This window comes from Paenibacillus sp. USDA918EY, from assembly GCF_009870825.1.
Classification (GTDB): domain Bacteria; phylum Bacillota; class Bacilli; order Paenibacillales; family Paenibacillaceae; genus Paenibacillus_AQ; species Paenibacillus_AQ albilobatus.
Window position 1 is genome coordinate 5,430 of record NZ_WTWY01000013.1, and the last position, 25,783, is coordinate 31,212.

Sequence of the window (25,783 nt, forward strand, 5' to 3'; positions counted from 1 at the left end):
GGCTTCGCCAAAGCTAAGTAAATGCTTTCGAAGTAACTTTGGCTTCGCCAAAGTTAAGCCAATGCTTACGAAGTTAGCTTTGGCTTCGCCAAAGCTAAGTAAATGCTTTCGAAGTAACTTTGGCTTCGCCAAAGTTTAGCCTATGCTTACGAAGTTAGCTTTGGCTTCGCCAAAGCTTGAAGGTGGTGAAAACATGGCAAGAGGATTGCGTGAAATTAAACGCCAGATCAAAAGTATTCAAGGTACGAAGCAAATCACGAAAGCGATGGAAATGGTCGCCGCCTCCAAGCTGAGAAGAGCGCAGGAGATGGCGCAGCATGCCCGTCCTTACTCGGAGAAGCTGAAAGAAGTGGTATCCAGCATCGCTACCGGCACCAAAGGCATCAAGCATCCGATGTTTGAAAAGCGCCCGGTGAAAAAGACCGGATACCTGGTCATCACCTCGGATCGCGGTCTTTGCGGAGGATACAACTCCAATATCCTAAAAGCAGTGATGTCCACGATAAAAGAGAAGCATAAGTCCAAGGACGAATACGTCATTTTCGTCATCGGACGCAAAGGCCGTGACTATTTCCGCCGCCGCGAAATGCCGGTCGTGCAGGAGGTTACGGATCTGTCCGATACGCCTTCTTTTTCGGATATCAAGTCTATCGCTTATGCAGCGGTACGTCAGTTTGAAGAATCCCAAATCGACGAACTGTTTATCTGTTACAACCGTTTCGTGAACGCACTTACTCAAATCCCTGAAGTGAATCAGCTTCTGCCTATGGAAAACATGGGGACGCAGACAACCGGCGTAACGGCTAGCTACGAATACGAGCCGTCTCCGGAGGCTGTTCTGGAAGCTCTTCTGCCAAGATACGCGGAAACCCTGATCTTCAGCGCATTGCTTGACGGCAAGGCGAGTGAGCTGGGTTCGAAAATGACGGCGATGGGCGCTGCAACGAAAAACGCGACCAAGCTGATCAACGAATTGACGCTTACGTACAACCGTGCACGTCAGGCTGCCATTACGCAGGAGATTACCGAGATCGTGGCCGGAGCGAACGCTCAGGCGTAAAATGACGTTTTTATACCAAAATGACAAACCATGAACGGATTTTGGCGTAAAGCTACTTGCAGCTTACGATGAAGGTTTGCATATAAGCAGACTTGTAGGAGGGAACAAAAAAGATGAACAAAGGACGCGTAGTCAGCATTATGGGTGCGGTTGTCGACATCGAGTTCGAAAGAGGTCAACTTCCGGAAATCTACAATGCGATCAAAATTGAGGGCACTGTCGCTGGCGGACGCCAAGTCGAATTGACCCTGGAAGCTTCAAACCATCTTGGCGACAACATGGTACGATGCATCGCCATGTCCTCCACGGATGGTCTCGTTCGCGGCATGGAAGCCGTCGACCTTGGCGCTCCAATCACCGTACCGGTAGGGAGCGCAACGCTCGGCCGCGTATTTAACGTGCTTGGTCAGCCGATCGACGAAGCTGGAGACGTTTCTTCGGAAGTTACCAGCCCGATTCACCGTGAAGCTCCTAAATATGATGAATTGTCCACGCAAGCGGAAATGCTTGAAACGGGGATTAAAGTTATCGACCTTCTTGCTCCTTACCAAAAAGGCGGTAAGATCGGTCTCTTCGGAGGCGCGGGCGTAGGTAAAACCGTTGCCATCCAGGAATTGATTAACAACATCGCACAAGAACATGGCGGTATTTCCGTATTCGCGGGCGTTGGCGAACGTACCCGTGAAGGTAATGACTTGTACCATGAAATGAGCGATTCCGGCGTTATTTCGAAAACGGCAATGGTCTTCGGACAAATGAACGAACCTCCAGGCGCACGTCTGCGCGTTGCGTTGACAGGTCTGACGATGGCGGAATATTTCCGTGACCAAGAAGGCAAAGACGTGTTGCTCTTTATCGACAACATTTTCCGCTTTACTCAAGCCGGTTCCGAAGTATCCGCTTTGCTCGGCCGCATGCCTTCGGCCGTAGGTTACCAGCCTACGCTCGCAACGGAAATGGGCCAACTGCAAGAGCGTATCACTTCCACGAAAAAGGGTTCCGTCACGTCCATCCAGGCGATTTACGTCCCTGCGGATGACTATACCGACCCGGCTCCTGCAACGACATTTGCTCACTTGGACGCCACGACCAACTTGGAACGTAAAATTTCCGAGATGGGTATTTACCCGGCGGTGGATCCGCTCGCTTCGAGCTCCCGGATTCTGACGCCTGAAATCGTAGGCGAAGAGCATTACAACGTAGCTCAAGGCGTTAAGCAGCTTCTTGCCCGCTATAACGAGCTTCAAGATATTATCGCGATCCTCGGTATGGATGAATTGAGCGAAGAAGACAAACTGATCGTTGCCCGTGCGCGTAAAGTACAACGCTTCTTGTCTCAACCGTTCCACGTTGCGGAAGCATTTAACGGCATGCCGGGAACGTACGTGCCTGTAAAAGAAACGATCCGCAGTTTCAAAGAAATCCTCGATGGTAAACACGATGATCTTCCTGAAGCAGCTTTCCTCTTTGTAGGAACGATTGAAGAAGCCGTAGAAAAAGCAAAAACACTGGAATAAGTCCTGTGCGGGGGGCCCAGGCTTCCCATAGGAGCTGTTCAGGAGGGATGAAAGTGAGTACCTTTTTATTGGAAATTGTGACGCCGGATCACTTGGCATATTCCGGAGAGGTAGAACGCCTGACGGTTCGGGGTGTGGAAGGCGATCTCGGCATTTTGCCGGGGCATATTCCGATGGTAACCCCACTTCAGGTCGCTCCGCTTGTCATCAAAACTGGCAATAAGACCAGTAAGATTGCGGTCAACGGCGGCTTTGTGGAAGTTCGCAAAGACAAAGTGGTCGTGCTTGCGGAGAGCGCCGAAGCGGCCGAGGAAATCGACTTGCAGCGCGCACAGGCCGCAAAGGAGCGTGCGGAACGCCGTTTGGCCAACGCCGACAAGCAGGATGAAATTGATTACCGCCGCGCGGAAATGGCTTTGCAAAAGGCTATCAACCGGATCAATGTGTACAGCAGCAACAAATAAATAAGTTGTTCAGCCCGTCTCATCCTTAGTTGAGGCGGGTTTTTTCATAATATCAGAAAAGTACACACTACTAAGCTATTTCTTCCTGATATAGCAAGGAAAATTACCTTTAAACGCGGTCTGCCTCCTTAGGAATACATCGATAGACGGTTTACTTTTTAAAACGATAAATAAATTTCGGTCTATGAACTACTCTAAAAATAGTACCTACCCCCGTTTAAAGTGTATGCGGATTTCATGCTCATCGTGATCGGACTGGAGCGCTCAATATCATGTATCAACCTGTGGCAGATGGTAACGGTCTGTCAGCCTAAGATGCTTGATGCACTGTCTTAGGATGGCTGATGGGACAGCCTTGAACTTGAGGAACGACGGTTAGCTGAAATGAACTCCTGACTGCCGCCCAAGAATCCCATGGATTTAGCCGTAGAGGAGTCTCAATTATAGAAGAAATCAACGATGCGGCTCAAATGATTATATAAACCCGTGAATATCGTGATTTCCGCAATATATGGATAATATATTGGATATTGTTCCAATATTTATAATGATTTGATCGCTATAAATATCGTATAAAGTGTTCTGAAATGAACTTTTTGAATGACTCGCCATGTTCTTTTGTAGAAAAAAGGGGATAATCATCGTTTTTTTATCTATTTCCAAATATATTTCCGAGGAAATGACGAAATATAGAGTAGAAGAAAAAAATAGCTCCAGGATAAAAATAGAGCGGCGGCGTTTGAGCTACGGGAGAGCATCCTTTGTCCATCTTCTTTAATGGGACTCGTCATATAATATTTTACGGATTGAATATTTGAGACTCAGAGATCATTGACTCAAAGAATCTGGCAGTAAACGGAATAGGCTTATGATGACATAGACGTATTGGATCGGATTTTCGCTGAAAAAATCATCGTATTCCTTATTTTGGATTGAAAGTTTTTGAAAAATTACGAATTTGAAGCTGGATTCTTGATCCAAAGCCAAGTATTATATAATAGTTCGATTGAACCTTTGCTTAAGAGCAAATCCTGATGAAGGGTGGAGTGGCCATGTCGGATTCCAATTTTGCAAACAACCTGGTTGGAAGCCTTGGCGTTACGGGATTGATCTCGATGATCGTTTCGCTGGTCTGCATTGGACTGTCTTGGTGGGCTCTGCAACATGTAAAGCTGGATTTGTTTATCCGGTTTCCGAAGAGTCCTCAGGGTAAACTGCTGCATTTGCTGCTGGCCATCGTCTTGGGTCATTTCGTCGCCAAATTCCTGCTGGACTATCTAAACTGGAGCCAAATGATTAAATACATGTTTTAACGTCAAGGTATGTGGTTATAACTCGATTAGGTTATCTTGCCGGCGACAATGTCGAATGGACAATAACCTTGTCGAATAATAACATTTTTTTATGTCAACAATGAATATAACGGAATGTATTGCTTGTTTTACCCCCCTTTCGTATCGGCTGCCCGGGTCTGAAACTGCAGATGTTCGCGCGCATCGATATCCCTCCGAATTCATAAAATGTACCGGCCAAGTTGAAAGTAGGTCTTAAGGCACAAATAAAGCTGTGTTCAGGGCCTCATTCGTCAAAAAACGCTTGTATCCATGAAATGGTCGGTGTTAAGATGGAGGTTAGGGAATTCACATTGTAATTTCTAAAAAGACAGAATTTGCGGAAAAAAATGGACGCGGAGGGAATCATGATGAGCAAATTTATCGTCCGCGGTGGCAATAAACTGACCGGAAGCGTGAAAGTCAGCGGGGCAAAAAATTCAGTTCTTCCGATCATCGCTGCCTCTCTTCTTGGGGAAGAAGGAGTAAGCGTCATTCATGACGCACCTCCTCTTGACGATGTAATTACAATCAGCAAAGTGTTGGAATCCATAGGTGCAGGCATTACATACGACAACAATGTAATGAGGGTCGATGCCCAAGCTATTTCCTCTTGCGAAGCACCTTACGAATGGGTGCGAAAAATGCGTGCGTCTTTCCTGGTTATGGGTCCTTTGCTTGCTAGAATGGGGCATACGCGGATTTCACTGCCGGGCGGCTGCGCCATTGGAACGAGACCGATCGATCAGCACTTGAAGGGCTTTGAAGCTTTGGGCGCCGAAATCAGTCTCGGACAAGGTTACATTGAAGCGAAAATAGATGGCAAACTGCGTGGGGCGAAAATCTATTTGGATGTGGCCAGCGTAGGCGCTACTGAAAATATTATGATGGCTGCCACTTTGGCTGAAGGGGTCACCGTTATCGAAAATGCGGCGAAAGAGCCGGAAATTGTCGATCTGGCGAACTTCCTGAACGGCATGGGGGCGAAAGTTCGCGGTGCGGGCACCGGCGTCATCCGGATCGAAGGCGTGGAGAAGCTGCACGGAACGGAACATACGGTCATTCCCGACCGGATCGAAGCAGGCACGTTTATGGTGGCGGCTGCGATTACCGGCGGCGACGTATACGTGGAAGGGGCCATTGCAGACCATCTGGGCCCGGTGATTGCCAAGTTGGAAGAAATGGGCGTTACGATTGAAACCGACGAGAACGGCGTACGGGTAAAAGCCGACAAACCGCTGAAAGCGGTGGACATCAAAACGCTGCCTTATCCGGGATTTCCTACCGATATGCAGTCGCAAATGATGGCGCTCCTGCTAAAATCGGAAGGAACAAGTGTCGTTACCGAAACAGTGTTCGAAAACCGTTTTATGCATGTGGATGAATTCCAGCTTATGAATGCAGAGATTAAGGTCGAAGGCCGTACGGCCATTGTGACAGGCGGAGCCAAGCTGAAAGGCGCTAAAGTATGCGCAACCGATTTGCGTGCCGGTGCCGCGCTGATCTTGGCGGGCCTCGTTTCCGAAGGCACAACCGAAGTGAGCGGAACGCATCACATTGACCGCGGTTACGTGGATTTGGCCGAGAAGCTGTCTACACTCGGCGCCGACATTTGGCGGATTTCCGTTGACGAGCCTGCGCTCGAGCCGGCGAAGAAAAAAGTGGAGCTGGAAGAAGAGGTTTCTCTGTTCAAAATCCAGCCGACATGGGTATAACCGTTTTTATTTCGCATTTATTGAAGCAAACGAACATTGTACTGGAATGAGCAACAACCTGGACTGGAACAGTGAACAAAAGACCGGACCCGCAAGGGTTCGGTTTTTTTGTGTTGCCGGACGGTTGGTTGAATCCGCTTACAAACCCTTTATCATTTTTACGGCGTATGGAGAGGAGATATGATAGGCTACGGTTTTGCAAGCCTGAAATCCGCGATCTGCCGCATATGAATCTTTCTATTCTCTTAAAAAAGGGTTCTATCACCTGTTATTGGTTCATAACTATAGGTATAGGGAAAAATGAGAGGAACAAAGATTGGAATACGCCTTTGTTTCCTAAATAAAGCCGGAAGCCGACTTCATTCTACCAATAGCGGTTGATCCGAACCAATGGAGGTTGAAAGTATATGAAAGATCCGCGCACGCAGATTAAAGTGGCCGTCGCTCCGATACGCGAAGCGGCGGAAGCCGACATTCCGATAAATCAAACGGATGTAAACGCCGAAAGCGGCCGGGAGCACCGCCCGGCCGCCGGTGCCCGGGCGGGCGCAGAGGCGAAGCCCGCCCCCGGCCGTCAGCACCTGCGGGTGCTGACGGCACCCCCGGCGCAGCCGCCGCAGGCCGCTGCGCCCACGGCGCCGGAGCCGCGCGAAGCGCTCCGGCAAGAGCCGGGCGCGCCCGCAGGCGCCCGGCAGGCCCCCGGGCGGCGGCCATGGGCCCCGCCGCCCGCAGGCGGCCGCGGCAGCGCCTGGCGGCCGCCTGGCCCGGGCAGCGCCCGCAGGCTCCGCCCCGCCGCCATGTGGGCGGGCGGGCTGCTGACGCTGGCGCTGCTCATCCCTGCGCTTGTGGTGACGACGCACCACAAGCCGGAACCCGCGCCGTCGCCGATCCCCGCGCCGGTCGCCCCGGCTGTGCCGCAGCAAACGGCACAGCCCCAGGTGTCCGTCTATCTGTCGAAGACGGGCCAGGTGGAAAAGCTGCCGCTCGAAGAATACGTCGTCGGCGTCGTCGCCGCAGAAATGCCCGCCAAGTTTGACCTGGAGGCATTAAAAGCGCAGGCGGTCGCCGCGCGCACCTTCATCGTCCGCAGGCTGGCGGACGGGGATAAAAGCGGCGTACCAGGTTCCCAAGCCAACGTCACCGATACGGTCAACCATCAGGCCTATATCTCCAAGGCGGAGCTTGAGGCCAAATGGAAGGAGAAACCGGAGGAGTTGGCGAAGCTGAGAAGAGCGGTCGAAGAAAGCCGCAACACGATCATGACCTATAACGGAAAGCCGATCACTGCTTCCTTTTTCTCTACGGGCAACGGATACACCGAAAACTCCGAGGATTATTGGAATCAGAGCATACCGTATCTGCGCAGCGTCTCCAGCCCATGGGACGAGCAGGCCCCGGGTTATAAAGAGACGGTTACGATGAGCATTAAAGATTTTTTGACGAAACTCGGCTTGGTCGGCAAAGCGATCCCCGCTATGGCAACAGAAGAACAGCAGCCTTTTATCCAAATTCTTGCGACGACGGCCGGCCACCGGATCAAGGAGATTTCGATCGGCGGTGAAACGTTCACCGGGCGCGAAGTAAGGGAAAAGCTCGGACTTCGCTCCAGCGAATTCAGCTGGAAAACGTCCGGCAGTGACGTCCTGATTACGACATACGGTTACGGACACGGCGTAGGCATGAGCCAATGGGGAGCGGAAGGCATGGCCAAAGAAGGCTACACCGCTACCCAAATTTTGAAGCACTACTATACCGGCATCCAATTTTCAAAAGCTTCCGACTTCGTGAAGTAGTTTTTGAAGTTAGCTGACAGAAAGGCCGGTCGGTACGATAGGTTCGCAGAAAATTCATCTATAAATAGATGCGCCTAATGGATGAACGCCGAATGCTTGATTTTTATACCAGAAACAATCCTCGAATGAAGCTAAATCTTTGGGTCGGAATTTTCAGGAAAAATCTCGACTGGGGCGAATTCATTTAAAAGTGAATTTCAAAAACAAAAGAACATTTCACCCGGCTGCCTTTATCCGTGCAAAACATGGGTTCTTCATCTTAATATAGATTTAGAATATTTCTTTTATTATAGACGGATGAAAGCGGGAAAAAGTTTTTCATAGACATCAAATGGCGCGTATATAAAACCCGAAACCTGCGCCGCCGCGGTTTTTAAGCAACTTTTATTGCCGTGCCGCTAGAATATTTTTCGAAAAAATAATATAAGAGATACGTATAAAAGGTTTGACCCCGGTAACAATGATTACTGAGGTGATAACCATATGAATGAACAAAACAAAAGTAATCAAAACCATGGAGAAACTCCTAAAAAATCACAGGGAGAGCTGGTAAATCAGCCGTCTTCATGGAAAAAGCTGTTGTCCAAACGGTGGGTATACCCGGCAGCTTACGTGGCCGCAGCAGCAATTATACTAACCTTAGTTTGGGTCTACCAGGATGCCAGCATGAAGAAACTTCCACAAGACCCTGCTAAAGTGTCGGAGACTGCGAAAACGCCAACCGCTAGCGAAGCCGGCAAGGAAACCAAAAACGATAAGGCTGTTGAAGTGACCGCTACCGTGGAAGACATGGCATGGCCGGTGGCCGATGCCAAGGATATCAAAGTCGTGAAGCCGTTTTTTGACGAAAATGGAACGCCTGAAAGCAATCAGGCAGCCATGGTGCAGTACAATGACACGTTTATGCCGAACGTCGGCGTAGATCTGGCCCGCGATGACGACAAAACGTTCGAAGTCAAAGCGGCGCTTGGCGGCAAAGTGACCCGGGTGGAAGTAAATCCGCCGCTGACGGGCACGGTCATCGAAATTACGCATGACAATGACGTCAAAACGGTATACCAAGCTTTGTCCGACGCCAAAGTCAAAGAAGGCGACGTTGTGAAGCAGGGCGATCCGATCGGTACCGCCGGCCGCAGCGAAATCGAAAAAGATCTGGGCAACCATCTGCATTTCGAAGTCCATGAAAAAGGAACGCCGGTTAATCCGGAAGAGCTGCTTCCAAAAAAATAATGAATAGCGGTAAAAGGCGGGGGTTATCCCTGCCTTTTGTCGTTCAAGCCCCCGCAAAGCGATGGAGACAAGCAAACGTAAAAGCCCCGAAGGCCCGTACGGCACCCGAATCGGCTTCGAGACAAGGCCCCGCTTTAGGGGTCTTTTTTGCATCCCGCGAAAAATAAATAGGCCTAATGGAGCTTGTCAGCTCTCTAAAGCGCGAATATATAGGCACGCCCCTCATATAATGTACCAAACTATCCACAGTAGGGAGGCGGGAACGTGCACGATTACATCAAGGAACGGACTATTAAGATTGGACGTTGCATCGTCGAAACGAAGCACACGGTCCGGACTATAGCCAAGGAATTTGGCGTGTCGAAAAGCACTGTGCATAAGGACTTGACCGAGCGTTTGCCGGAAATCAATCCCGATCTGGCTGACCAGGTCAAACACATACTCGAGTACCATAAGTCGATCCGTCATCTGCGGGGAGGGGAAGCGACAAAAATCAAATACAAAAAGACGAAAAAACGCGAAGCCGTGGCATCGGCCAAATCGTAATTTTTGCGGAGCCAGCGGCGCGTTAAACCATTGAATCCGTCCCCTGAAGTATGATATGTTAAAAGATGGTATGAGGTCGAAAAATGTGATCCCTGCTTCCCTATATACATAATTCTTGCTGCATCTTGTCGAAAAGGGACTTCGAAAGGCTCAGGGACTCTTTTACCATAAAATATGACTTTGGGGGCTCTTTTCATGATGTTTAGCAAGGATATTGGAATTGATCTCGGCACGGCTAACGTTCTGATCCATGTAAAAGGGAAGGGGGTTATCCTGGACGAACCTTCCGTCGTGACGATTGAAAGCGACTCGAAAAAGGTGCTTGCCGTCGGCGAAGAAGCGCGGAGAATGGTAGGGCGTACGCCGGGCAACATCGTGGCCATCCGTCCGCTGCGCGACGGGGTCATCGCCGATTTTGCCATCACCGAGGCCATGCTCAAATATTTTATCGGACGTGTGGGTGCGCGCGGCTGGAGCAGCCGCCCCCGCATTCTGATCTGTGCGCCTACGAATATTACGTCGGTTGAACAGAAGGCGATCCGCGAGGCCGCCGAGCGAAGCGGAGCGAAAGACGTATTTTTGGAAGAGGAGCCGAAAGCCGCGGCGATCGGCGCCGGCATGGACATTTTCGAACCTAGCGGAAATATGGTCGTCGACATTGGCGGCGGAACGACGGATGTGGCCGTGCTTTCCATGGGCGACATCGTGACCGCATCTTCTATTAAAATGGCGGGGGACAAGTTTGACGAGTCCATCGTGAAATATATTAAAAACAAATACAAGCTGTTGATCGGGGAACGCACCTCCGAGGACATCAAAATCAAAATCGGCACAGTGCGCCCGGGAGGACGCAAGGATGAGATGGACATTCGCGGACGCGACATGGTTTCGGGGCTTCCGCTTACGGTCACCATCTCGTCGGACGAGGTCCAGGAAGCGCTGTGGGAGCCCGTTTCCTCCATCGTCGCTGCAGCCAAGTCGGTTTTGGAACGGACACCGCCGGAGTTGTCGGCGGACATTATCGACCGCGGCGTCATTTTGACAGGCGGGGGAGCGCTCTTGAACGGACTGGACGAGCTTCTTTCGGAAGAGCTTCGCGTGCCGGTGCTGATTGCCGAAGACCCGATGCATTGCGTCGTCAAAGGAACGGGCATCATGCTGGACAATTTGGACAAGGTGGTTAAGAAATCCTTCTGAGCCGCCGATAAAATAAAGTAGGACAACGGGCTGCTTTCGGCCCGCTAACGGATATGGCACGACCACGAAAAGGGGGTTCCCGCTCAAATGATAAGAGGACTTTACACGGCGGCCGCCGGCATGCTGACCCAGGAAAGCCGGCATGATACGGCGGTGCAAAATTTGGCTAATATCAATACGCCCGGCTACAAACAGGTGAACAGCGTAGCCCGCTCGTTTCCGGAGATGCTTCTGACGATGCTTGGCGGTACGAGCGACGTTCCGGTTCCGACGATCGGCAAGCTCAACACGGGCGTGTTCGCCGAGGAAGCGTTATCGATCTATCAGCAGGGTGTGATTCGGGAAAGCGGCAAAACGACGGATTTCGCGCTTGTGTCCGACATGGAATTGAAGGATCCGGCTACCGGGGAGAACATCCGGTTCGACGGCTCCGGCAAATACGTCAACGCCGACGGCGAGGTGTTTTACAAGCCGGAAGCTTTTTTTACGGTGCAGGATCCGAATGGAGACATCCGGTATACGAAAGACGGCAGCTTTAAGGTTGCCCTTGACGGCAGACTACTAACTTCTACCGGTTACCAAGTATTGGACAGCAATAATCGGCCGATTGTGTTGACAGGTCCGGCGGACCGTTTTAAAGTGGACGAGCAGGGGTATGTCCTGAACCCGGCTACCGGAGCTCGGGGAGCGCGTTTGGGCGTCTCGGTCGTAGGACAGCCTTTTCAGATGGTGCGCGAAGGAGACGGCGTGTTCCGGATCGACGATCCGCAGGGTGCCGGCGTTCGGCCTGTGGGCGGAACCGATCGTGTCGAAGTGCGCCAAAATTATATCGAAAGCTCGAACGTCGACGCGTCCGAGGCTATGGTCGATATGAATACGGCGCTGCGTGCATACGAAGCGAATCAGAAAGTCATTCAATTTTACGATAAAAGTTTGGACAAAGCCGTCAATGAGGTCGGCCGGGTATAGAGCCGAAATGAAGGTTAAGGGAGGTTAATGATGAACAACTCCATGATCAGCGCGTTGGTGTCGATGAACGGCATTCAGCGTAAATTGGATATCATCGCCGACAATATCGCGAACCTGGATACGGTGGGATATAAGCAAAAGGATACCACGTTTGAGGATACGCTCACTTCCGTGATGCAGCAGCCGGGCGACTTCAAGCAGCAGGGAAGATTTTCGCCGCTTGGATACACGACAGGGTACGGCGTCCGTACGGGCGACGTGTTCCGCGACATCTCGCAAGGCCCGCTGGAGCAGACGGATAAGCCGCTGGATCTTGCGATCGAAGGGGACGGCATGTTTGCGGTCGAAGGAAACGGCAGACGGGCGTATACGCGGGAAGGCGCCTTTCATTTCGCTCCGGACCCGGGCGCTCCCGGGAGCATGGTGCTCGTCAATAATCAAGGATATTTCGTATTAAACGACAAAAACCAGCATATCCGGGTGCCGAATAAGGCAAAAGTGGCTATTGACCCTCAAGGCAACGTTCTGGTGGACAGCGGAAGCGCGATTACAACCGTGGGCACGCTCAAAGTGCTGAAGCCGCTCCGCGAGAACGAGCTGCAGCAGATGGACGGCAACCTGTTCGTCGTTCCGACAAGCTTGACGGAAAACCAGGTGTTCCAGGTTCCGACGGGCGGGGGGATGCCGCAGGATACGAAAATCCGTTCCGGTTATCTCGAACAATCGAACGTGGACTACATGGGCCAAATTACCGATATGATGCAGGTGCAGCGGGCTTATCAGTTGGCGGCCCGGGCCATTGCTTCAAGCGATACGATGATGAGCCTGGCCAACAATATGCGGGGTTAGGTGGAAACGGCCATGAGTGATACGAATAAGCCGGCCGATCGTCTGACGAGAACCCGGCATCAAAGCGATGCGCAGGGCAAACCGGAAGAGGATCGGGACGATTGGATGAAGCCTGCCAGAAGAAAGACGGCGCGCTGGAGAATAGTCATTCGCTGGATGATTCCGCTGTTTCTGCTGCTCGCGTTGATCGGCGGCTTGATCTTCGGATATGTGGTCATCGGTAAGCAGAGCTTGTCCGACGTTTTTGAGTGGAAGACATGGCAGCATGTCATCGATTTGGTTTTTGCCCCGTGAGGGGTCGAAACGCTGCAACAGAGTGACAGAAAACTCCTTCGTTCGTCCGTGGGAGTTTTCTTTTTTTACTCGGAAAATGTATAATGATGGGGGACTTCAGAACACCCAAAAGGGCCCTCTCCAAGCCACGGCCGATTAAACTGCGGCTGATGGAGAAAGCCCCTTATCTGAACCTTCGCCTTCTGCAGTTGGTGAAGGATAACTATAGTTTTTTCCGTATATTTATGGTTTTATGCAATATAGAGGATAGAAAACGCCAATCGGTGTTTTGCTTAAGCAGGAGCGCCACCGGCGAATGACCATTTTGGAAGGAGAAATGAATCGTGCTTAACGTGAAAGAAATTCAGGAAATTATCCCGCATCGTCCCCCGTTTTTGCTGGTGGACCGGATCGTGGAAATGGAGGTCGGCAAACGTGCGGTCGGCATTAAAAACGTGACGATCAACGAGCCGTTTTTTATTGGCCATTTTCCGGAATATCCGGTTATGCCCGGCGTACTTATTACCGAAGCGCTCGCCCAGGTAGGCGCCGCGGCTATTTTGCAGGTGGAGAGCAATAAAGGCAAAATCGGCTTTTTGGCGGGTCTGGACGGATTCCGGTTCAGGGGCCAGGTCGTTCCGGGGGATACGCTTCGTTTGGAAGTGGAAATTACCCGTTTGAAGGGAAGCATCGGCAAAGGCCATGCGGTCGCCAAGGTTGACGACAAGGTTGTGGCCGAAGGCGAGATTATGTTCGCTTTGTCCGATCCGAATCAAGGCTAAAAGAGCTAACGCGATCAAAAGACGGTGAAAGGGGAAAACATATGTCAAAACTCAGCTTGACGGCAGAAGAAAACGTGCGGCGCTGGCTGTCCGATCCTTCGGTTGACGAAGAGACTAAACAGGAGCTGCAGCAATTGCGAGAGCAGCCCATGGAGCTGGAAGACCGCTTTTATAAAGATCTCGAGTTCGGTACGGGAGGCCTTCGCGGCGTGATCGGCGCAGGGAGCAACCGGATGAACCGTTATACTGTGGGCAGAGCGACGCAAGGATTTGCACGCTACATTTTGGAGCAGCATGGTCAAGCCGAAGGCGCGCCGTCGGTCGTGATCGCTCATGATTCCCGCCATTTTTCTCCGGAATTCGCCCTTGAGGCCGCGCTCGTGCTGGCAGGCAACGGCATTACGGCCAAGTTGTTTCCGTCGCTTCGTCCGACGCCTCAGCTTTCCTTCAGCGTGCGCCATTTGAACGCAACGGGAGGCATCGTGGTGACCGCGAGCCATAACCCGCCGGAATATAACGGATACAAAGTTTACAATGCCGAGGGCGGCCAGCTTGTTCCGGATCAGGCGGAGAAAGTCATCGCATACATTCAGGAAGTGGATTCCTTTGCGGCCGTGAAACGCCTTGACCGTTCCGAAGCGGAAGCGAAGGGACTGCTCGTATGGCTAGGGGAAGCCGAAGACGAGGCCTTCGAAGATACGGTAGCGGCGACAAGCGTCAATCGGGACCTGATCGCCTCGAAGCTGGGAAAGGACTTCAACATCGTCTTTACCCCGCTGCACGGTACGGGCAATGTTCCGGTGCGGAACGTCCTTAAAAAGGTCGGATTTACCAACGTTCATATCGTAACCGAGCAAGAGCAGCCGGATGCCGAATTTTCCACCGTCAAATCGCCGAACCCGGAAGAACGCGAAGCATTTACCCTTGCGATGAAGCTCGGCAAGGAAGTGCAGGCCGATATCCTGATCGGCACGGATCCGGATTGCGACCGCATGGGAGCGGTCGTGCTGAATGATGAAGGCGAATATGAGGTGCTTTCGGGCAACCAGTCCGGGGCCATCATGATCCATTATCTGCTGAGCCAGTTGCAGGACAAGGGCAAGCTGCCCCATAACGGGGCGGTCATCAAAACGATCGTCACAAGCGAAATGGGCGCGGCGATCGCCCGCCATTACGGGGCCGAAATCTTCAACACCCTGACGGGCTTCAAATATATCGGCGAGAAAATGACGGAGTTTGAGCAATCCGGAAAATATACGTATTTATTCGGATATGAGGAAAGCTATGGTTATCTTGCCGGCAACTATGCCCGGGACAAGGACGCGGTGCTGGCATCGCTCCTGATCTGCGAAGCGGGGGCATATTATAAAGCCCAGGGCAAAACGCTGTACGCCGTGCTGCAGGAGCTGTACGAGCAGTTCGGCTACTTCCGCGAAAAGCTTGAATCGCGCACACTGAAGGGCAAGGACGGATTGGCCCAAATCCAGGCGAAAATGACGGACTGGCGCGAGAATCCGCCGCAGGCGGTCGCCGGCGCCCGCGTTACGGAAGTGCTGGATTATTCCAAAGGGCTGAACGGCCTCCCTCGGGAAAACGTGCTGAAATATATGCTGGAGGACGGTTCGTGGTTCTGTCTTCGCCCGTCCGGTACGGAGCCGAAAATTAAAGTGTATTTCGCCGTCCGCGGCCAATCGTTGCAGGATGCCGAAGAGCGGATCGCCAAGCTCGCGGCTGAAGTGATGGCGAGAGTCGACGCCTAGACACACAAGACAAGGATAGTCCGCAAAGCCGCCGCGACTGCTGCAGCGGCTTTGCGGAGTTATTAATGAGGAGGTACTTTTGGTGCATCAAAAATGGCAGCGCTGGAGCACGGCATCGCGCAAATGGCTGTGGATCCTGGTCGTAATTGGCATCATCGCCGCAATGCCGGTGGCGTACGACCGATACCAAACGGAATCATCAGCGAGCAACGTGGAGTTGGTATTCAATTACCGCGGCTTGGCGGAAGTGGCTTCATACCAGGCGCATCCGGAGCAATTTATACAGGAGCAGTTGGATAAATTAAAAGCGGCCGGGATTACGAGCATGGCCATGTTCGAAAGCACGCTGGACGATTTCAAAAAATCCCGGCGTCTCATGGTCTATAACGCCCAAGACATTGCCCAAATGACGCAAAGCGTCGTTCCGACGGATGAAAATTTCACGTATATTCTGTTTACCAATGAAGAAAACGCAGGCCGGTTAACGCCGCTCATTGAGGACACGTTTAAAAGTTTGGATATTAACGTAAAACCTTGGGAGTTCCATAACCAAAAAGGCCTGATTATCGAAACTTCGCCGGAGGATGCCGCCCTGAAACCGATGCAGCCGGACCCGATTGCGTTCGAAATGCTGCGGAGCAAAGGGTTCCACATCGTGCCGCGGATGTCCGACAGCCTTCCTTACGATCAGGAGGCGATGGACAAGCTGCTTGCTTATTATGAAGCGAATGACGTCAAGCGGATTTTGTTCGAAGGGGACACTGTTAAAGGATTCAACGATAATAAGGATAAACACAGCCTGCAAAGCTTCGCGAACCTGCTGAATCAGCATGGCATCGGCATTGCGGCGATCGAAAACACGAAAAAACCGCAGGCAGGCATGAACCAGCTCGCGTATTACATTCATTATAATGTGGTCCGTTTGTATTCTTTGAGCGATAAGGATGCCCAGCTGGATGAAGACACGATTGCCGACCGTTTTGCCTTGGCGACCAAAGACCGGAACATCCGGATGCTGTACATCAATACGGCAGCCAGCAAAAACGCGGCCAAAGCGACGGTCACCAATTCGATCGACAACATCATTAAAAGTTTGGACGAGCCTGGCCATGCCATCAAGCAGATGGAGAAAAACGGATTTACTATGGGACGCGCGGAAGCATTCCATATTACCGATTCCTCCCTGCAGCATTATTTCAAAATGGTTGTTGTGCTTGGCGGAGTCGCCTTTATTGCGCTGATGGTTTCGTATTTCCTGCCGCTGCTTACTTTGCCGGCTTTCGTGCTCGGGCTCATCGGCAGCGCGGGGTTGTATGTCCTGAAACCGACGTTGTTTGAACAGGCGCTTGCCCTGTTCGTGGCCATCAGCGGCCCGACGGTAGCGATGATCCTTGCGGTCCGCAAGCTCAATGCGCTGAATAACGCCGATTCGCAGCTGTCTACAGGACGCCGTATCGCGCATGCGATCGTCCTGTTCATCAAAACATCCATTATTTCAATGGCGGCGATTCCGTTTGTCATTGCGCTGCTTAACAATATCACGTACAGCTTGGTGCTGAACCAGTTCCGCGGCGTAAGCCTGCTGCATGCGGCGCCGATTCTGCTGATCGCGGTGTTCGTCATTTTGTACCGGGGCGGAAAGCCGTTCCAGCAGATCGGCAAGCTCTTCAGAACGCCGATTACGCTGCTGTGGGTGGTCGCGGGCGTTCTGATCGCCGGCGTCGGCATGTATTATTTGAGCAGAACGGGCAACGGAGGCAAGGTCAGCTCCATCGAGATGGTGATCCGTCCGTTCCTGGAAAATACGTTCCATGTGCGTCCGCGGAATAAGGAAATCTTCGCGGGACATCCGCTGTTCCTGCTTGGAATATTCCTGTCCATCAGATACCGGAATGCCGTTTATCTTATGATCGTCGCCGTCATGGGACAGTTGTCCATGGTCGATACGTTTGCCCATATTCATTCGCCGATGAAAATTTCGCTTGCCCGTGACCTGTTGGGTATGGGAATCGGATTGATCCTCGGACTGATCGCTATCTTGGTATGGCAAATCGCGGAAGGATGTTGGAAAAAATGGTCACCTCGCCTCAGAAAACAATAGTCATCTCGGGTTATTACGGCTTTAAAAACAGCGGCGACGAGGCCGTGCTGCAATCCATCCTGACGGCGCTGGAAGAGCAGGGAAAGCAGGCGGGGGTCAAAATCAACCCCGTCGTGCTTTCGATCGATCCGGAGTGGACGTCGTCGACGTATGGCGTGCAGGCGGTGCACCGGATGAAGCTGGGCGAAGTGAGAAACGCCCTAAAGAACAGCAGCGGCTTGATCAGCGGGGGCGGCAGCCTGCTGCAGGACGCCACCGGAACCAAAACCATTCCGTATTACCTGGGAGTCATCAAACTGGCGCAATGGCTGAACAAGCCGGTGTTCATTTACTCCCAGGGGGTCGGTCCGGTGAACCGGAAACTGTTTTATCCTCTCATCAAAGGTACGTTTAAAAAATGCGAATACATTTCCGTGCGCGACGATCAATCCGCAGAGCTGCTGCAAAGCATGGGCCTTGAAAGGGGGCGTATTCAGGTCGTTCCCGATCCCGTGATGGGATTAACGCCCGAAGCGGAAGGTCCGGGGCCTGTCGGTTCAACTGAAGATCCACAGCTGCCGGTCATCGGCATTTCGGTCCGCTACTGGGATGAGCAGCGCCGGGAACTGCGCGGGATCGCCGAAGGGCTTCGGATGCTTTGCGGGAAACAGCCTGTCCATCTGCGGTTCCTTCCGTTCCATTTTCCGGGCGACGAGAAGGCTTCGCAGGAAATTATCCAGCAGCTGGGGGACATCGCTTCCGGCGGCAGCAAAATTTCGGTATGCCGGGAGGCGGTTCATCCGCGGCAAATGTTGGCTGAAGTGGGGCGCTGCGATCTTGTGATCGGCATGCGTCTTCACAGTTTGATTTATGCCGCGAACCGGCTTGTGCCTCTGATCGGCATTTCGTACGATCCGAAAATCGACCATTTTTTGAAAAGGCTCGATATTTCGCCGATCGGAACAAGCCGTTCGCTCAATCCGGCCAAGCTTGCGTCGGAAATGTCCCGCCTGCTGTCCGACCCGCAAGGTTGGAAGGATCAGGCCAAACCGCGCGTCGACGGATTGAAGCGGGAAGCGCAGGAGCCTGCGCGGCATATCATCGATTTTTTGAGCAGTAAAGGATAAGGGGATTAGACCGTGAACCAATTCGAACAGATACCTACGGTGTCCATCTACGGTTTGCAGATTTGCAGATGGGGGATGGAGGATACCGTCAAGTATTTAACCCATATGTTGCAATCGGAAGAACGCAGGCCTGTCCAGATCATTACCGCCAATCCGATTATGGTGATGAAGGCGCTGGAAGAACCGGACTACATGCAGGTGATGAAGAACGCCGAGCTGTTGGTTCCGGACGGGACCGGCGTCGTCTGGGCGGCCGCCAAAACGGGGATGCCTGTTCAGGAGCGCGTGCCCGGTTTCGACCTGTTACATGAATTGCTGAGGGTCGGAGAAGACTACCATTGGAAGGTATATTTGCTTGGCTCGACGCCGGACGTGATTCAGGCTACCGCGGAGAGGTTACATTTGCAATATCCCGGCGTCGAAATCGCCGGATACCGCGACGGATTTTTCAAGGCGGATCAGGATGCGGAAGTGATCGCCGAAATCCGCAAAGCGGCTCCGGATCTGCTTTTCGTGGCACGGGGGGCGGATACGCAGGAACCTTGGATTGCCCGGTATAAGGAGCAGCTTGGCGTGCCGCTGATGATGGGCGTCGGCGGAAGTTTCGACGTCATTTCAGGCAAGTCCAAACGGGCGCCGAAGCTGTTCCAAAAACTGCGCCTCGAATGGTTCTACCGGCTGCTGCGGGAGCCGACGCGGGCTGCGAGAATGCTTGCGCTGCCGAAATTCGCCTTAAAAGTGATGCGGGATAAAGAAAACGTGACAAAACCCAGATAAAAGATTGAAATGAGCTGCAAAAACCCGATTTTTTGCTAAAAAACAGGATTGGTTTTATTTTTTTGATGAGAGTATAATTCAATCCGGTAATGAAAATGGGGGTTGAACGTACACATGTTAATGATAGCCATCATCGGATGTATCGTGTCATTGGCTTTGGCACTGCTGTTAACGCCGCTGGTGAAAAAATTTGCGATTAAGATCGGCGCCGTCGATGTTCCGAACGCCCGAAAAGTGCATACGAAAATCATGCCCCGGCTTGGCGGATTGGCGATATTTTTGGCATTTATGCTGTCCATGTTTGCCGTCCTTCCATTTGTCGCAGATCACTTTTCCACTCGGGATGCGAATTTTATTAAAGCCTTCTTGACGGGGGGCTCGCTGATTGTCCTGATCGGTGCTTTGGATGACCGGTTTGAGCTGTCGGCGAAGGTAAAGCTGCTTGGACAAATCGTCGCCGCGTGTATCGTCGTTTTCGGATTCGGCATCACCGTCGATTTTGTGAATATACCATTTAACAATTCCTATTCGTCGCTCGAAAGCTGGATTGCCATCCCGCTTACGATTTTCTGGATCGTCGGCGTCACGAACGCCATCAACCTGATCGACGGTCTGGACGGGTTGGCTGCAGGGGTTTCGGGCATTGCGATCGGGACGATCCTGGTCATGTCCCTGCTGATGGGCAACCTGACGGTTGCGCTGCTGTGCCTGCTGCTGCTTGGAGCTGTGGTCGGATTCCTGTTCTTTAACTTCCACCCGGCACAGATCTTTATGGGGGATACGGGCTCGTTGTTCCTTGGCTTCTGCCTGGCGATGTTGTCCATGCTCGGATTTAAGCAAATCGCGATCGTTTCGTTTATTACACCGCTTATCATCATCGGCGTGCCGTTGTCGGATACGTTTTTCGCCATCGTGCGTCGCTGGATCCAGAAGAAACCGATTTTCGCTCCGGACAAGGGTCACCTGCATCATTGCTTGCGGGAAATTGGCTTCAGCCACCGCCAGTCTGTCCTCATCGTATACGGCATCGCCGCCTTTTTCGGCGTCCTGGCTGTCATTCAGTCCTCCGCCGCGATGTATGAAGCGAATTGGGTCACCTTCGTCGTTATCTGCGTGATGATGTTTTTTATGCAAATCGGCGCCGAGGTCATCGGCCTTGTCGGCAAGACGAAACGTCCAATTCTGGATTTGGTTGCAAGGCTTAGGATGAAGGCAAGCGCGGAACGAGGTTCGAAGTGAAGTTTTAAGGACATGGATTCATGCCATTATATTTAATTTATATGGAGAACGCTGCACTGAGGTGAGGCGTTTTTTTATTGCTTTTTGACGGACGGGTGCGGCCATGAATAAAGCGATCAAGTTGGATGCTCTTGAGGAAAGGTTTTTTTATTGTTAGCTTTTTCTAAATTATCGATAGATTGGTGCCGATAAATTAGATAAATGCATAAACAGGAGGGAAATGATTTTGAAGAGGATCCTATCTGTATTTTTGACGGTAGCCCTGGTCATAGGTTTGTTGCCGGCTTCCTTTGCGAGTAAGGCAAGCGCAGCGCAAGCGGGCACCTTTTTTATTTTTCCGAACGAACAGTATGACGCCAACTCGGCGCGCCTTGTTAATGAAGACCGCGTCAGCTTGACGGGTACGCTGAACGGAGTCAATGACAAGCAAATCTCCTACAGCGTATACCAATTGACGAAGAAGGCGGACGGAACGACTTCCATCGTCAACTCAAACGAAGGACAGACCGGCAACATCATCGTCAACAACGGCAAAATCACGGTGTCCAACATTAAGCTGTTTTCCGGATTGAACCGGATTACGTTTAAAGGATTGCAGGGGACGACGCAGGTCGAAGATTCGATCTATGTCGAGTACCGCAACGGCCCGACGATTTATGACCTGAAAGCCAATTTGGTGGACGGCAGCCAAGCCGTGGAATTGAAAGAAGACAGCCCGGCCGTATTGACGGCTTCCGCGGGAAGCCCCGCGTATGGCAAGACCAAAACGGACATCAGCATCTCCGGTTATGCGCCAAGCGCAGAAAAGGTAACGGTCGAGGTCAACGGACGCAGCTGGACGTATTCGGTTTCGAGCTACAACAACTATAAGTTTTTTGCTTCGCCGATCAATGTTAACAGCGGAAGCAACATCGTCAAAATCAAAGTGTTGAACCAAAACCAAACGCTGGAAACCAGCCGTGAAATTACGTTTTATAACGGGAAGGTTACCTTTTTCGACGTAAAAGCGACGAACGGAACCGATGTATCGCCGGACCTGTCGTCTTTCCCTAACTTCAATGTAAGCAGCACGGCGATTACCGTCAAAGGTAAAGCGATCATCCCGATCAAAAACGGCCAATTGCCGGACGCGACAGCCCTGTCGACCTATCTGGGTTATGCTTTTGCGAACGGGGCATCCGGCAGCGGAACGGCGCCTGTAACCGTGCTGGAAAGCTCCAACGATTACATGTTGGTCGAGTTCTCGGGCGTGGCTCCTGCTTCGGCGCAGTTTGACAGCCTGATCAACATTACGCTGACCGCGGCGGACGGAACTACCGGCACCGGCGTCACCTCGACCGTAGGTCTGACATTGCGGGATAAAAATAAGCCGTTTATTCAAGAAGTCAATTATTTGTCCGGATACAGCAGCGGAATGAGCACGTCGCAATTATTGAACCTTTCGGGCACGCCGCTGAGCGGCGCGAACATCTTCTCCTTGCCGATCGCTATGGAAGTATTGGTCGCCAACGGGGCAAGCGTCAGTAACATTACAATTACAGGGATCACGGACGCCAAAGGCAATGCTCTGTCGCCTTTCACGCAGCCCGTGGTACTGGCTTCCGAAAGAGTCGTTAAAAACGTTAACGGAAATCAAGTTGAACTGCAGCGCATCATCATCAAGGTAGACAAACTTCCGGCAGCCGGCTATCAGAAGATTACCTTCCAAGCCAACAACGTTGCAGGCTCGGAGCTCACCGTTCCGGTGACCTTGCTGTACGGTCCATACGTTCAATTTACTTCGCTGTATGACGACATGAAAATCGAAATGGACACGAATAATCCGAACTTGAAAGACAACGTCATGAAAGACGTGGATTATTTTAAAGGACAACTGATGAATGTCGCAAACGACACCGAGATCAAATACAGCGGCAAGGATCAGACGATCTTTTTGTATATCAACAATACGCTCGTGAGTCTTGAACCCACGGATCCGAACGACCCTTCGAAGTTCAAAATCGCCTCGGCGGACGAAAACAAAGCTTACACAGCATTGTTCCCGGGCAACAATATCATTAAATTCGTGTTCAAGTCTCCGAAAAATTCGTATGAAAAATCGATCAATATCAGCTACGTGCCTTTGAACGTGCCTGTCATTCCGGTGCCAAATTCGGTAGGGGTATTCCCGTACAGCATCGACAACAACGATCCGGTTCCGGATCCGAAAGACAAAAAGTTCGAACAATCGGGCTCCGTGTACACGACATCCGAGAAAAAAATGAACGTGTACGGAACGTTTGATTTTATCGACTTGGGTCAAACCAAAAGCGCGGTAGAAAGCAAACTGTTAACAAATGCAACCAGCAATTCCAAATACATGATTAAAATCTCGACGCCTACGACCGACGGCAAAACCCAGGAATACACATGGTCCATGGATCAAAGATTTTACGCATTAAAGAGCCCTGGCGATGTATTTAACAGCTCAAACGGCAATACCAACCCGAATCTGAACGTTTATTATGACTATGAAACCCAAACATTCAGCTTTAAGCTTTTGAATCAAACTTTGCCGCTAAACGGCAGTCCGATCGTGTATAACATTACGGTTTACAACAGCGGGGAAGGCGGTCCTACGGCAACCTATCGCCTTGAAGTAACCTACAAAACGGCGCCGTTCCAGATCATTCGTCCGCTTGAAGGAAGAAGACTGGTGAATCAGAACTATGTTGAGGTCATCGTATCTTCCGACAATGCCTCGAAAGTGATGATCGGCAAACAGGAAGCGACGAAATTCGCTTTTGACGCCGACTATGATCCATCCAACGGCATCGATTATCCGAACGCTTACAAGGCGATCGTGAAAGATCTCAAACCAAACAAGGACAACAAGATCGACATCACGGTTTTTGTCGGAAAAGACCAGCTGAAAGACTATATTACCGTAAAATACGTGCCTACGAGCATTCCGGGCGCGCAGTATTTGGAAACGATGAAAAACTCCCACAAGGTTTTTGACGGCAACCTGTCGTTGACCTTTCCAAAAGGCACAAGCCTGATCCGGAGAGACTACAACGTGGCCGATCAGTTCAAAAACCAAGTGTTCTCCGGGCATGACGTTTTGTTCGCCATTGCCAACAGCGATGACGGGGTCGTCGACAGACGCGAATTTGAAGTGCCTGTAGCCAACTTTGACAATGAAATCGCGCTTGGCAAGCAGCTTTTCATCGGCAACTTCCAGCAGCGGTTCGTCAAATCAAGCCCGGTATTCTGGATTGACCCGGGCACGGCCGACGATATCAACACGGATAAGGTGTACGACCCGGTTACACACGGTTCCGACCCTTATCAGCTTCCAGGTTCGGATGTGAGAAGCTTCTATAATAGAGAAAGCATGAACGAGCTGATACCGTCCAAACGCGGTACGCTGACGCTGAACTATGACGCCAACATTTCGCAGGATGCAGGCCGACTGGTCACGGTGTTCCGTTTTGATCCGGAGCTGCAAAAATGGGAAAACATCGGCGGCGTCGTCGATGCGAAAAAACATACGATTAAAGTGCCGTTTGACCGTTTCGGATATTATGTCGTAGCCAAATTGGGATATTCCTACAACGACGTGGTTCAGCATCCGTACGGCAGAGATTTCATCGAAACCATCTATGCCAAAGGCGTCATGAATGCATTCGATCCGTCGGAACGCTTCGGTACGGACTTGTACATTTCCCGGGCTGAATTCGTGCGCGCGATCATTAGGGCGCTGGAAATTCCTTTGAACTATCAGGGGCCTAAACACTTCTCCGATATTCCAAGCTCGCTCACCAGCATTAACGTCGATGGACTATGGGATTTCAGATACATCGAGACGGCGGCGCGGGAAGGCATTACGAGAGGGGCCCAGCCGCAGTTCTTCGACGCGGAAAGCGCCATTACCCGCCAGGACGCTTCGGTGATGATCGCCAAGGCGCTGAACCTGAAGCTGGAGACCGACCGCGCCAAAATTACGAAGGACCTGCAGAAATATTTTAAAGACTACGCAAGCATCGACTACTATGCGCAGCCTTCGGTGTTGGCGATCGCCAAAAAAGGCTTCATTCAAGGTTCGCCTGTCGACGCGGCGGATCCGAAACGGGGTTACATGTTCAACCCTACCGCCAATATGCTCCGCGGCGACGCGGCCATCATCATGGGCAAGGTCATGGCTGACCTCAAAAAACTGCCTAAAATGTAAGCATAAACAAGCAACGGGAGCCGGAATTTCCGGCTCCCATATCTTTTTCCAATTACATATCTTTGTAATTTGTCGATGTTTAGGATACAATGACGTAGAAATACAATTTACTATTTAAAGGGTGAAGGCTATCTTATGAAACCGATCTATTCCAAAGCTCAGTTGGACTATATGAAAGCAAAAACCAAATTTGAGAACAAGGCCAGCACATTGGAGAAGAAAATTGAGATGACTCGCAAAACGAGAGAAGTTACTCAAGAAGTTATGGAAGGCCTTGTACTGGAAACGGGCTTTCATGATGCCTATAACGAATTGCTGCAGTCCGAAAATGCTCTGATCGAGTGGTCCCATACCACGATCAAGCACGAAAAAACATACCGTGAAAACAAACAGCCGATTGAGCAAATGTACGAGAACCTCAACTCCGATCCGGAGATGCGTGCTCAGATCATTTCTTTGGCCATGAAAATCCGTTAATATTTTGTAACTATTGCACTCGTTTATGGAACATAATGAACGCCGCCAGGCGTTCTTTTTTTATTTTCACGAATGAATTTCCAATTGCCAAAGTCCCCTTCTTTCCACATTTTTCTTGTACAAGCCATGGATGAAGGCATGATTTCCGCCCCTGGGTAACAAATTTGAAATTTTTTTAAAAAAGGTGCAACTTTTTATAACCGCGTGCGTCTAAGATGTAGAGTCAATTACGATGGGCGTATCCAACAATGTCCTGTAGAAGAAATTTGTCTATAAATTAGAAAAATGTTCTTTACGACATCTTGACCCCATTGTATAATACTTAGGTAGGATTAGGAATCTACTCTTTTTTTGTCGTATTCCAAGTTTACCAGTTTCTGTGAT

General features: G+C 51.2%; 20 protein-coding genes. All 20 read left to right on the top strand.

Going from position 1 to position 25,783, the window contains the following annotated elements; genetic code table 11:
- Positions 1-193: 193 nt before the first annotated feature.
- Positions 194-1,060, top strand: coding sequence for an ATP synthase F1 subunit gamma (gene atpG / locus GQY55_RS21940; protein WP_160044057.1), 867 nt, complete (start codon positions 194-196; stop codon positions 1,058-1,060).
- A 113-nt stretch (positions 1,061-1,173) separates the two neighbouring features.
- Positions 1,174-2,577 carry a F0F1 ATP synthase subunit beta gene (gene atpD, locus GQY55_RS21945; protein ID WP_160044058.1) on the top strand — a complete coding sequence of 468 codons (1,404 nt, stop codon included), beginning with the start codon at positions 1,174-1,176 and terminating at the stop codon, positions 2,575-2,577.
- Positions 2,578-2,630: 53 nt separating this feature from the next.
- Positions 2,631-3,041: a F0F1 ATP synthase subunit epsilon gene (locus GQY55_RS21950; protein ID WP_160044059.1), complete on the top strand. Its 411-nt coding sequence runs from the start codon at positions 2,631-2,633 to the stop codon at positions 3,039-3,041.
- A 1,052-nt stretch (positions 3,042-4,093) separates the two neighbouring features.
- The gene (locus tag GQY55_RS21955) at positions 4,094-4,354 is read left to right on the top strand and encodes a DUF1146 family protein (RefSeq protein ID WP_160044060.1); all 261 of its coding nucleotides are present in this window, start codon (positions 4,094-4,096) and stop codon (positions 4,352-4,354) included.
- Between the two features lie 389 nt (positions 4,355-4,743).
- The gene (gene murA, locus GQY55_RS21960) at positions 4,744-6,087 is read left to right on the top strand and encodes a UDP-N-acetylglucosamine 1-carboxyvinyltransferase (protein ID WP_201452214.1); all 1,344 of its coding nucleotides are present in this window, start codon (positions 4,744-4,746) and stop codon (positions 6,085-6,087) included.
- Between the two features lie 407 nt (positions 6,088-6,494).
- Positions 6,495-7,880 carry a stage II sporulation protein D gene (gene spoIID / locus GQY55_RS21965; RefSeq protein ID WP_160044062.1) on the top strand — a complete coding sequence of 462 codons (1,386 nt, stop codon included), beginning with the start codon at positions 6,495-6,497 and terminating at the stop codon, positions 7,878-7,880.
- 483 nt (positions 7,881-8,363) lie between these two features.
- Positions 8,364-9,110, top strand: a complete 747-nt coding sequence (locus GQY55_RS21970; RefSeq protein ID WP_160044063.1) for a M23 family metallopeptidase — start codon at positions 8,364-8,366, stop codon at positions 9,108-9,110.
- A gap of 264 nt (positions 9,111-9,374) precedes the next feature.
- Positions 9,375-9,656 carry a sporulation transcriptional regulator SpoIIID gene (spoIIID, locus tag GQY55_RS21975; RefSeq protein ID WP_036715046.1) on the top strand — a complete coding sequence of 94 codons (282 nt, stop codon included), beginning with the start codon at positions 9,375-9,377 and terminating at the stop codon, positions 9,654-9,656.
- Positions 9,657-9,854: 198 nt separating this feature from the next.
- Positions 9,855-10,853 (top strand): rod shape-determining protein, encoded by a 999-nt coding sequence (locus GQY55_RS21980; RefSeq protein ID WP_160044169.1) that lies wholly within the window; start codon positions 9,855-9,857, stop codon positions 10,851-10,853.
- A gap of 87 nt (positions 10,854-10,940) precedes the next feature.
- Positions 10,941-11,822, top strand: coding sequence for a flagellar hook-basal body protein (locus GQY55_RS21985; RefSeq protein WP_160044064.1), 882 nt, complete (start codon positions 10,941-10,943; stop codon positions 11,820-11,822).
- A gap of 30 nt (positions 11,823-11,852) precedes the next feature.
- Positions 11,853-12,671 carry a flagellar hook-basal body protein gene (locus tag GQY55_RS21990; RefSeq protein WP_160044065.1) on the top strand — a complete coding sequence of 273 codons (819 nt, stop codon included), beginning with the start codon at positions 11,853-11,855 and terminating at the stop codon, positions 12,669-12,671.
- A 12-nt stretch (positions 12,672-12,683) separates the two neighbouring features.
- Positions 12,684-12,965 (top strand): DNA-directed RNA polymerase subunit beta, encoded by a 282-nt coding sequence (locus GQY55_RS21995; protein WP_373309257.1) that lies wholly within the window; start codon positions 12,684-12,686, stop codon positions 12,963-12,965.
- 323 nt (positions 12,966-13,288) lie between these two features.
- A complete protein-coding gene (gene fabZ, locus GQY55_RS22000; protein WP_160044066.1) occupies positions 13,289-13,726 on the top strand; it encodes a 3-hydroxyacyl-ACP dehydratase FabZ in 438 nt (145 codons plus the stop codon).
- Positions 13,727-13,767: 41 nt separating this feature from the next.
- Complete coding sequence (locus tag GQY55_RS22005; protein WP_160044067.1) at positions 13,768-15,486, top strand: phospho-sugar mutase; 1,719 nt, start codon at positions 13,768-13,770, stop codon at positions 15,484-15,486.
- Between the two features lie 82 nt (positions 15,487-15,568).
- Entirely contained in the window at positions 15,569-17,587 is a 2,019-nt protein-coding gene (locus GQY55_RS22010; protein ID WP_160044068.1) for a DUF5693 family protein, read from the top strand.
- Positions 17,560-18,693 carry a polysaccharide pyruvyl transferase CsaB gene (gene csaB / locus GQY55_RS22015; RefSeq protein ID WP_160044069.1) on the top strand — a complete coding sequence of 378 codons (1,134 nt, stop codon included), beginning with the start codon at positions 17,560-17,562 and terminating at the stop codon, positions 18,691-18,693. The genes GQY55_RS22010 and csaB overlap by 28 nt, the downstream gene beginning before the upstream one ends.
- Positions 18,694-18,705: 12 nt before the next feature.
- Complete coding sequence (locus tag GQY55_RS22020; RefSeq protein WP_236575786.1) at positions 18,706-19,470, top strand: WecB/TagA/CpsF family glycosyltransferase; 765 nt, start codon at positions 18,706-18,708, stop codon at positions 19,468-19,470.
- A gap of 114 nt (positions 19,471-19,584) precedes the next feature.
- Entirely contained in the window at positions 19,585-20,709 is a 1,125-nt protein-coding gene (locus tag GQY55_RS22025) for a glycosyltransferase family 4 protein (RefSeq protein ID WP_160044070.1), read from the top strand.
- 226 nt (positions 20,710-20,935) lie between these two features.
- On the top strand, positions 20,936-24,922 hold the full coding sequence (locus tag GQY55_RS22030) for an S-layer homology domain-containing protein (RefSeq protein ID WP_160044071.1): 3,987 nt from the start codon (positions 20,936-20,938) through the stop codon (positions 24,920-24,922).
- 135 nt (positions 24,923-25,057) lie between these two features.
- The gene (locus GQY55_RS22035) at positions 25,058-25,399 is read left to right on the top strand and encodes a hypothetical protein (protein WP_160044072.1); all 342 of its coding nucleotides are present in this window, start codon (positions 25,058-25,060) and stop codon (positions 25,397-25,399) included.
- Positions 25,400-25,783: the final 384 nt, after the last annotated feature.

Coding starts and splice junctions, on each gene's coding strand:
- murA (WP_201452214.1), top strand. CDS start 4,744: ATGAGCAAATTTATCGTCCGCGGTGGCAATAAACTGACCGGAAGCGTG.
- atpG (WP_160044057.1), top strand. CDS start 194: ATGGCAAGAGGATTGCGTGAAATTAAACGCCAGATCAAAAGTATTCAA.
- GQY55_RS21980 (WP_160044169.1), top strand. CDS start 9,855: ATGTTTAGCAAGGATATTGGAATTGATCTCGGCACGGCTAACGTTCTG.
- GQY55_RS22005 (WP_160044067.1), top strand. CDS start 13,768: ATGTCAAAACTCAGCTTGACGGCAGAAGAAAACGTGCGGCGCTGGCTG.
- GQY55_RS22025 (WP_160044070.1), top strand. CDS start 19,585: ATGTTAATGATAGCCATCATCGGATGTATCGTGTCATTGGCTTTGGCA.
- GQY55_RS22035 (WP_160044072.1), top strand. CDS start 25,058: ATGAAACCGATCTATTCCAAAGCTCAGTTGGACTATATGAAAGCAAAA.
- GQY55_RS21955 (WP_160044060.1), top strand. CDS start 4,094: ATGTCGGATTCCAATTTTGCAAACAACCTGGTTGGAAGCCTTGGCGTT.
- csaB (WP_160044069.1), top strand. CDS start 17,560: ATGGTCACCTCGCCTCAGAAAACAATAGTCATCTCGGGTTATTACGGC.
- spoIID (WP_160044062.1), top strand. CDS start 6,495: ATGAAAGATCCGCGCACGCAGATTAAAGTGGCCGTCGCTCCGATACGC.
- GQY55_RS21985 (WP_160044064.1), top strand. CDS start 10,941: ATGATAAGAGGACTTTACACGGCGGCCGCCGGCATGCTGACCCAGGAA.
- GQY55_RS21990 (WP_160044065.1), top strand. CDS start 11,853: ATGAACAACTCCATGATCAGCGCGTTGGTGTCGATGAACGGCATTCAG.
- GQY55_RS21970 (WP_160044063.1), top strand. CDS start 8,364: ATGAATGAACAAAACAAAAGTAATCAAAACCATGGAGAAACTCCTAAA.
- GQY55_RS21995 (WP_373309257.1), top strand. CDS start 12,684: ATGAGTGATACGAATAAGCCGGCCGATCGTCTGACGAGAACCCGGCAT.
- atpD (WP_160044058.1), top strand. CDS start 1,174: ATGAACAAAGGACGCGTAGTCAGCATTATGGGTGCGGTTGTCGACATC.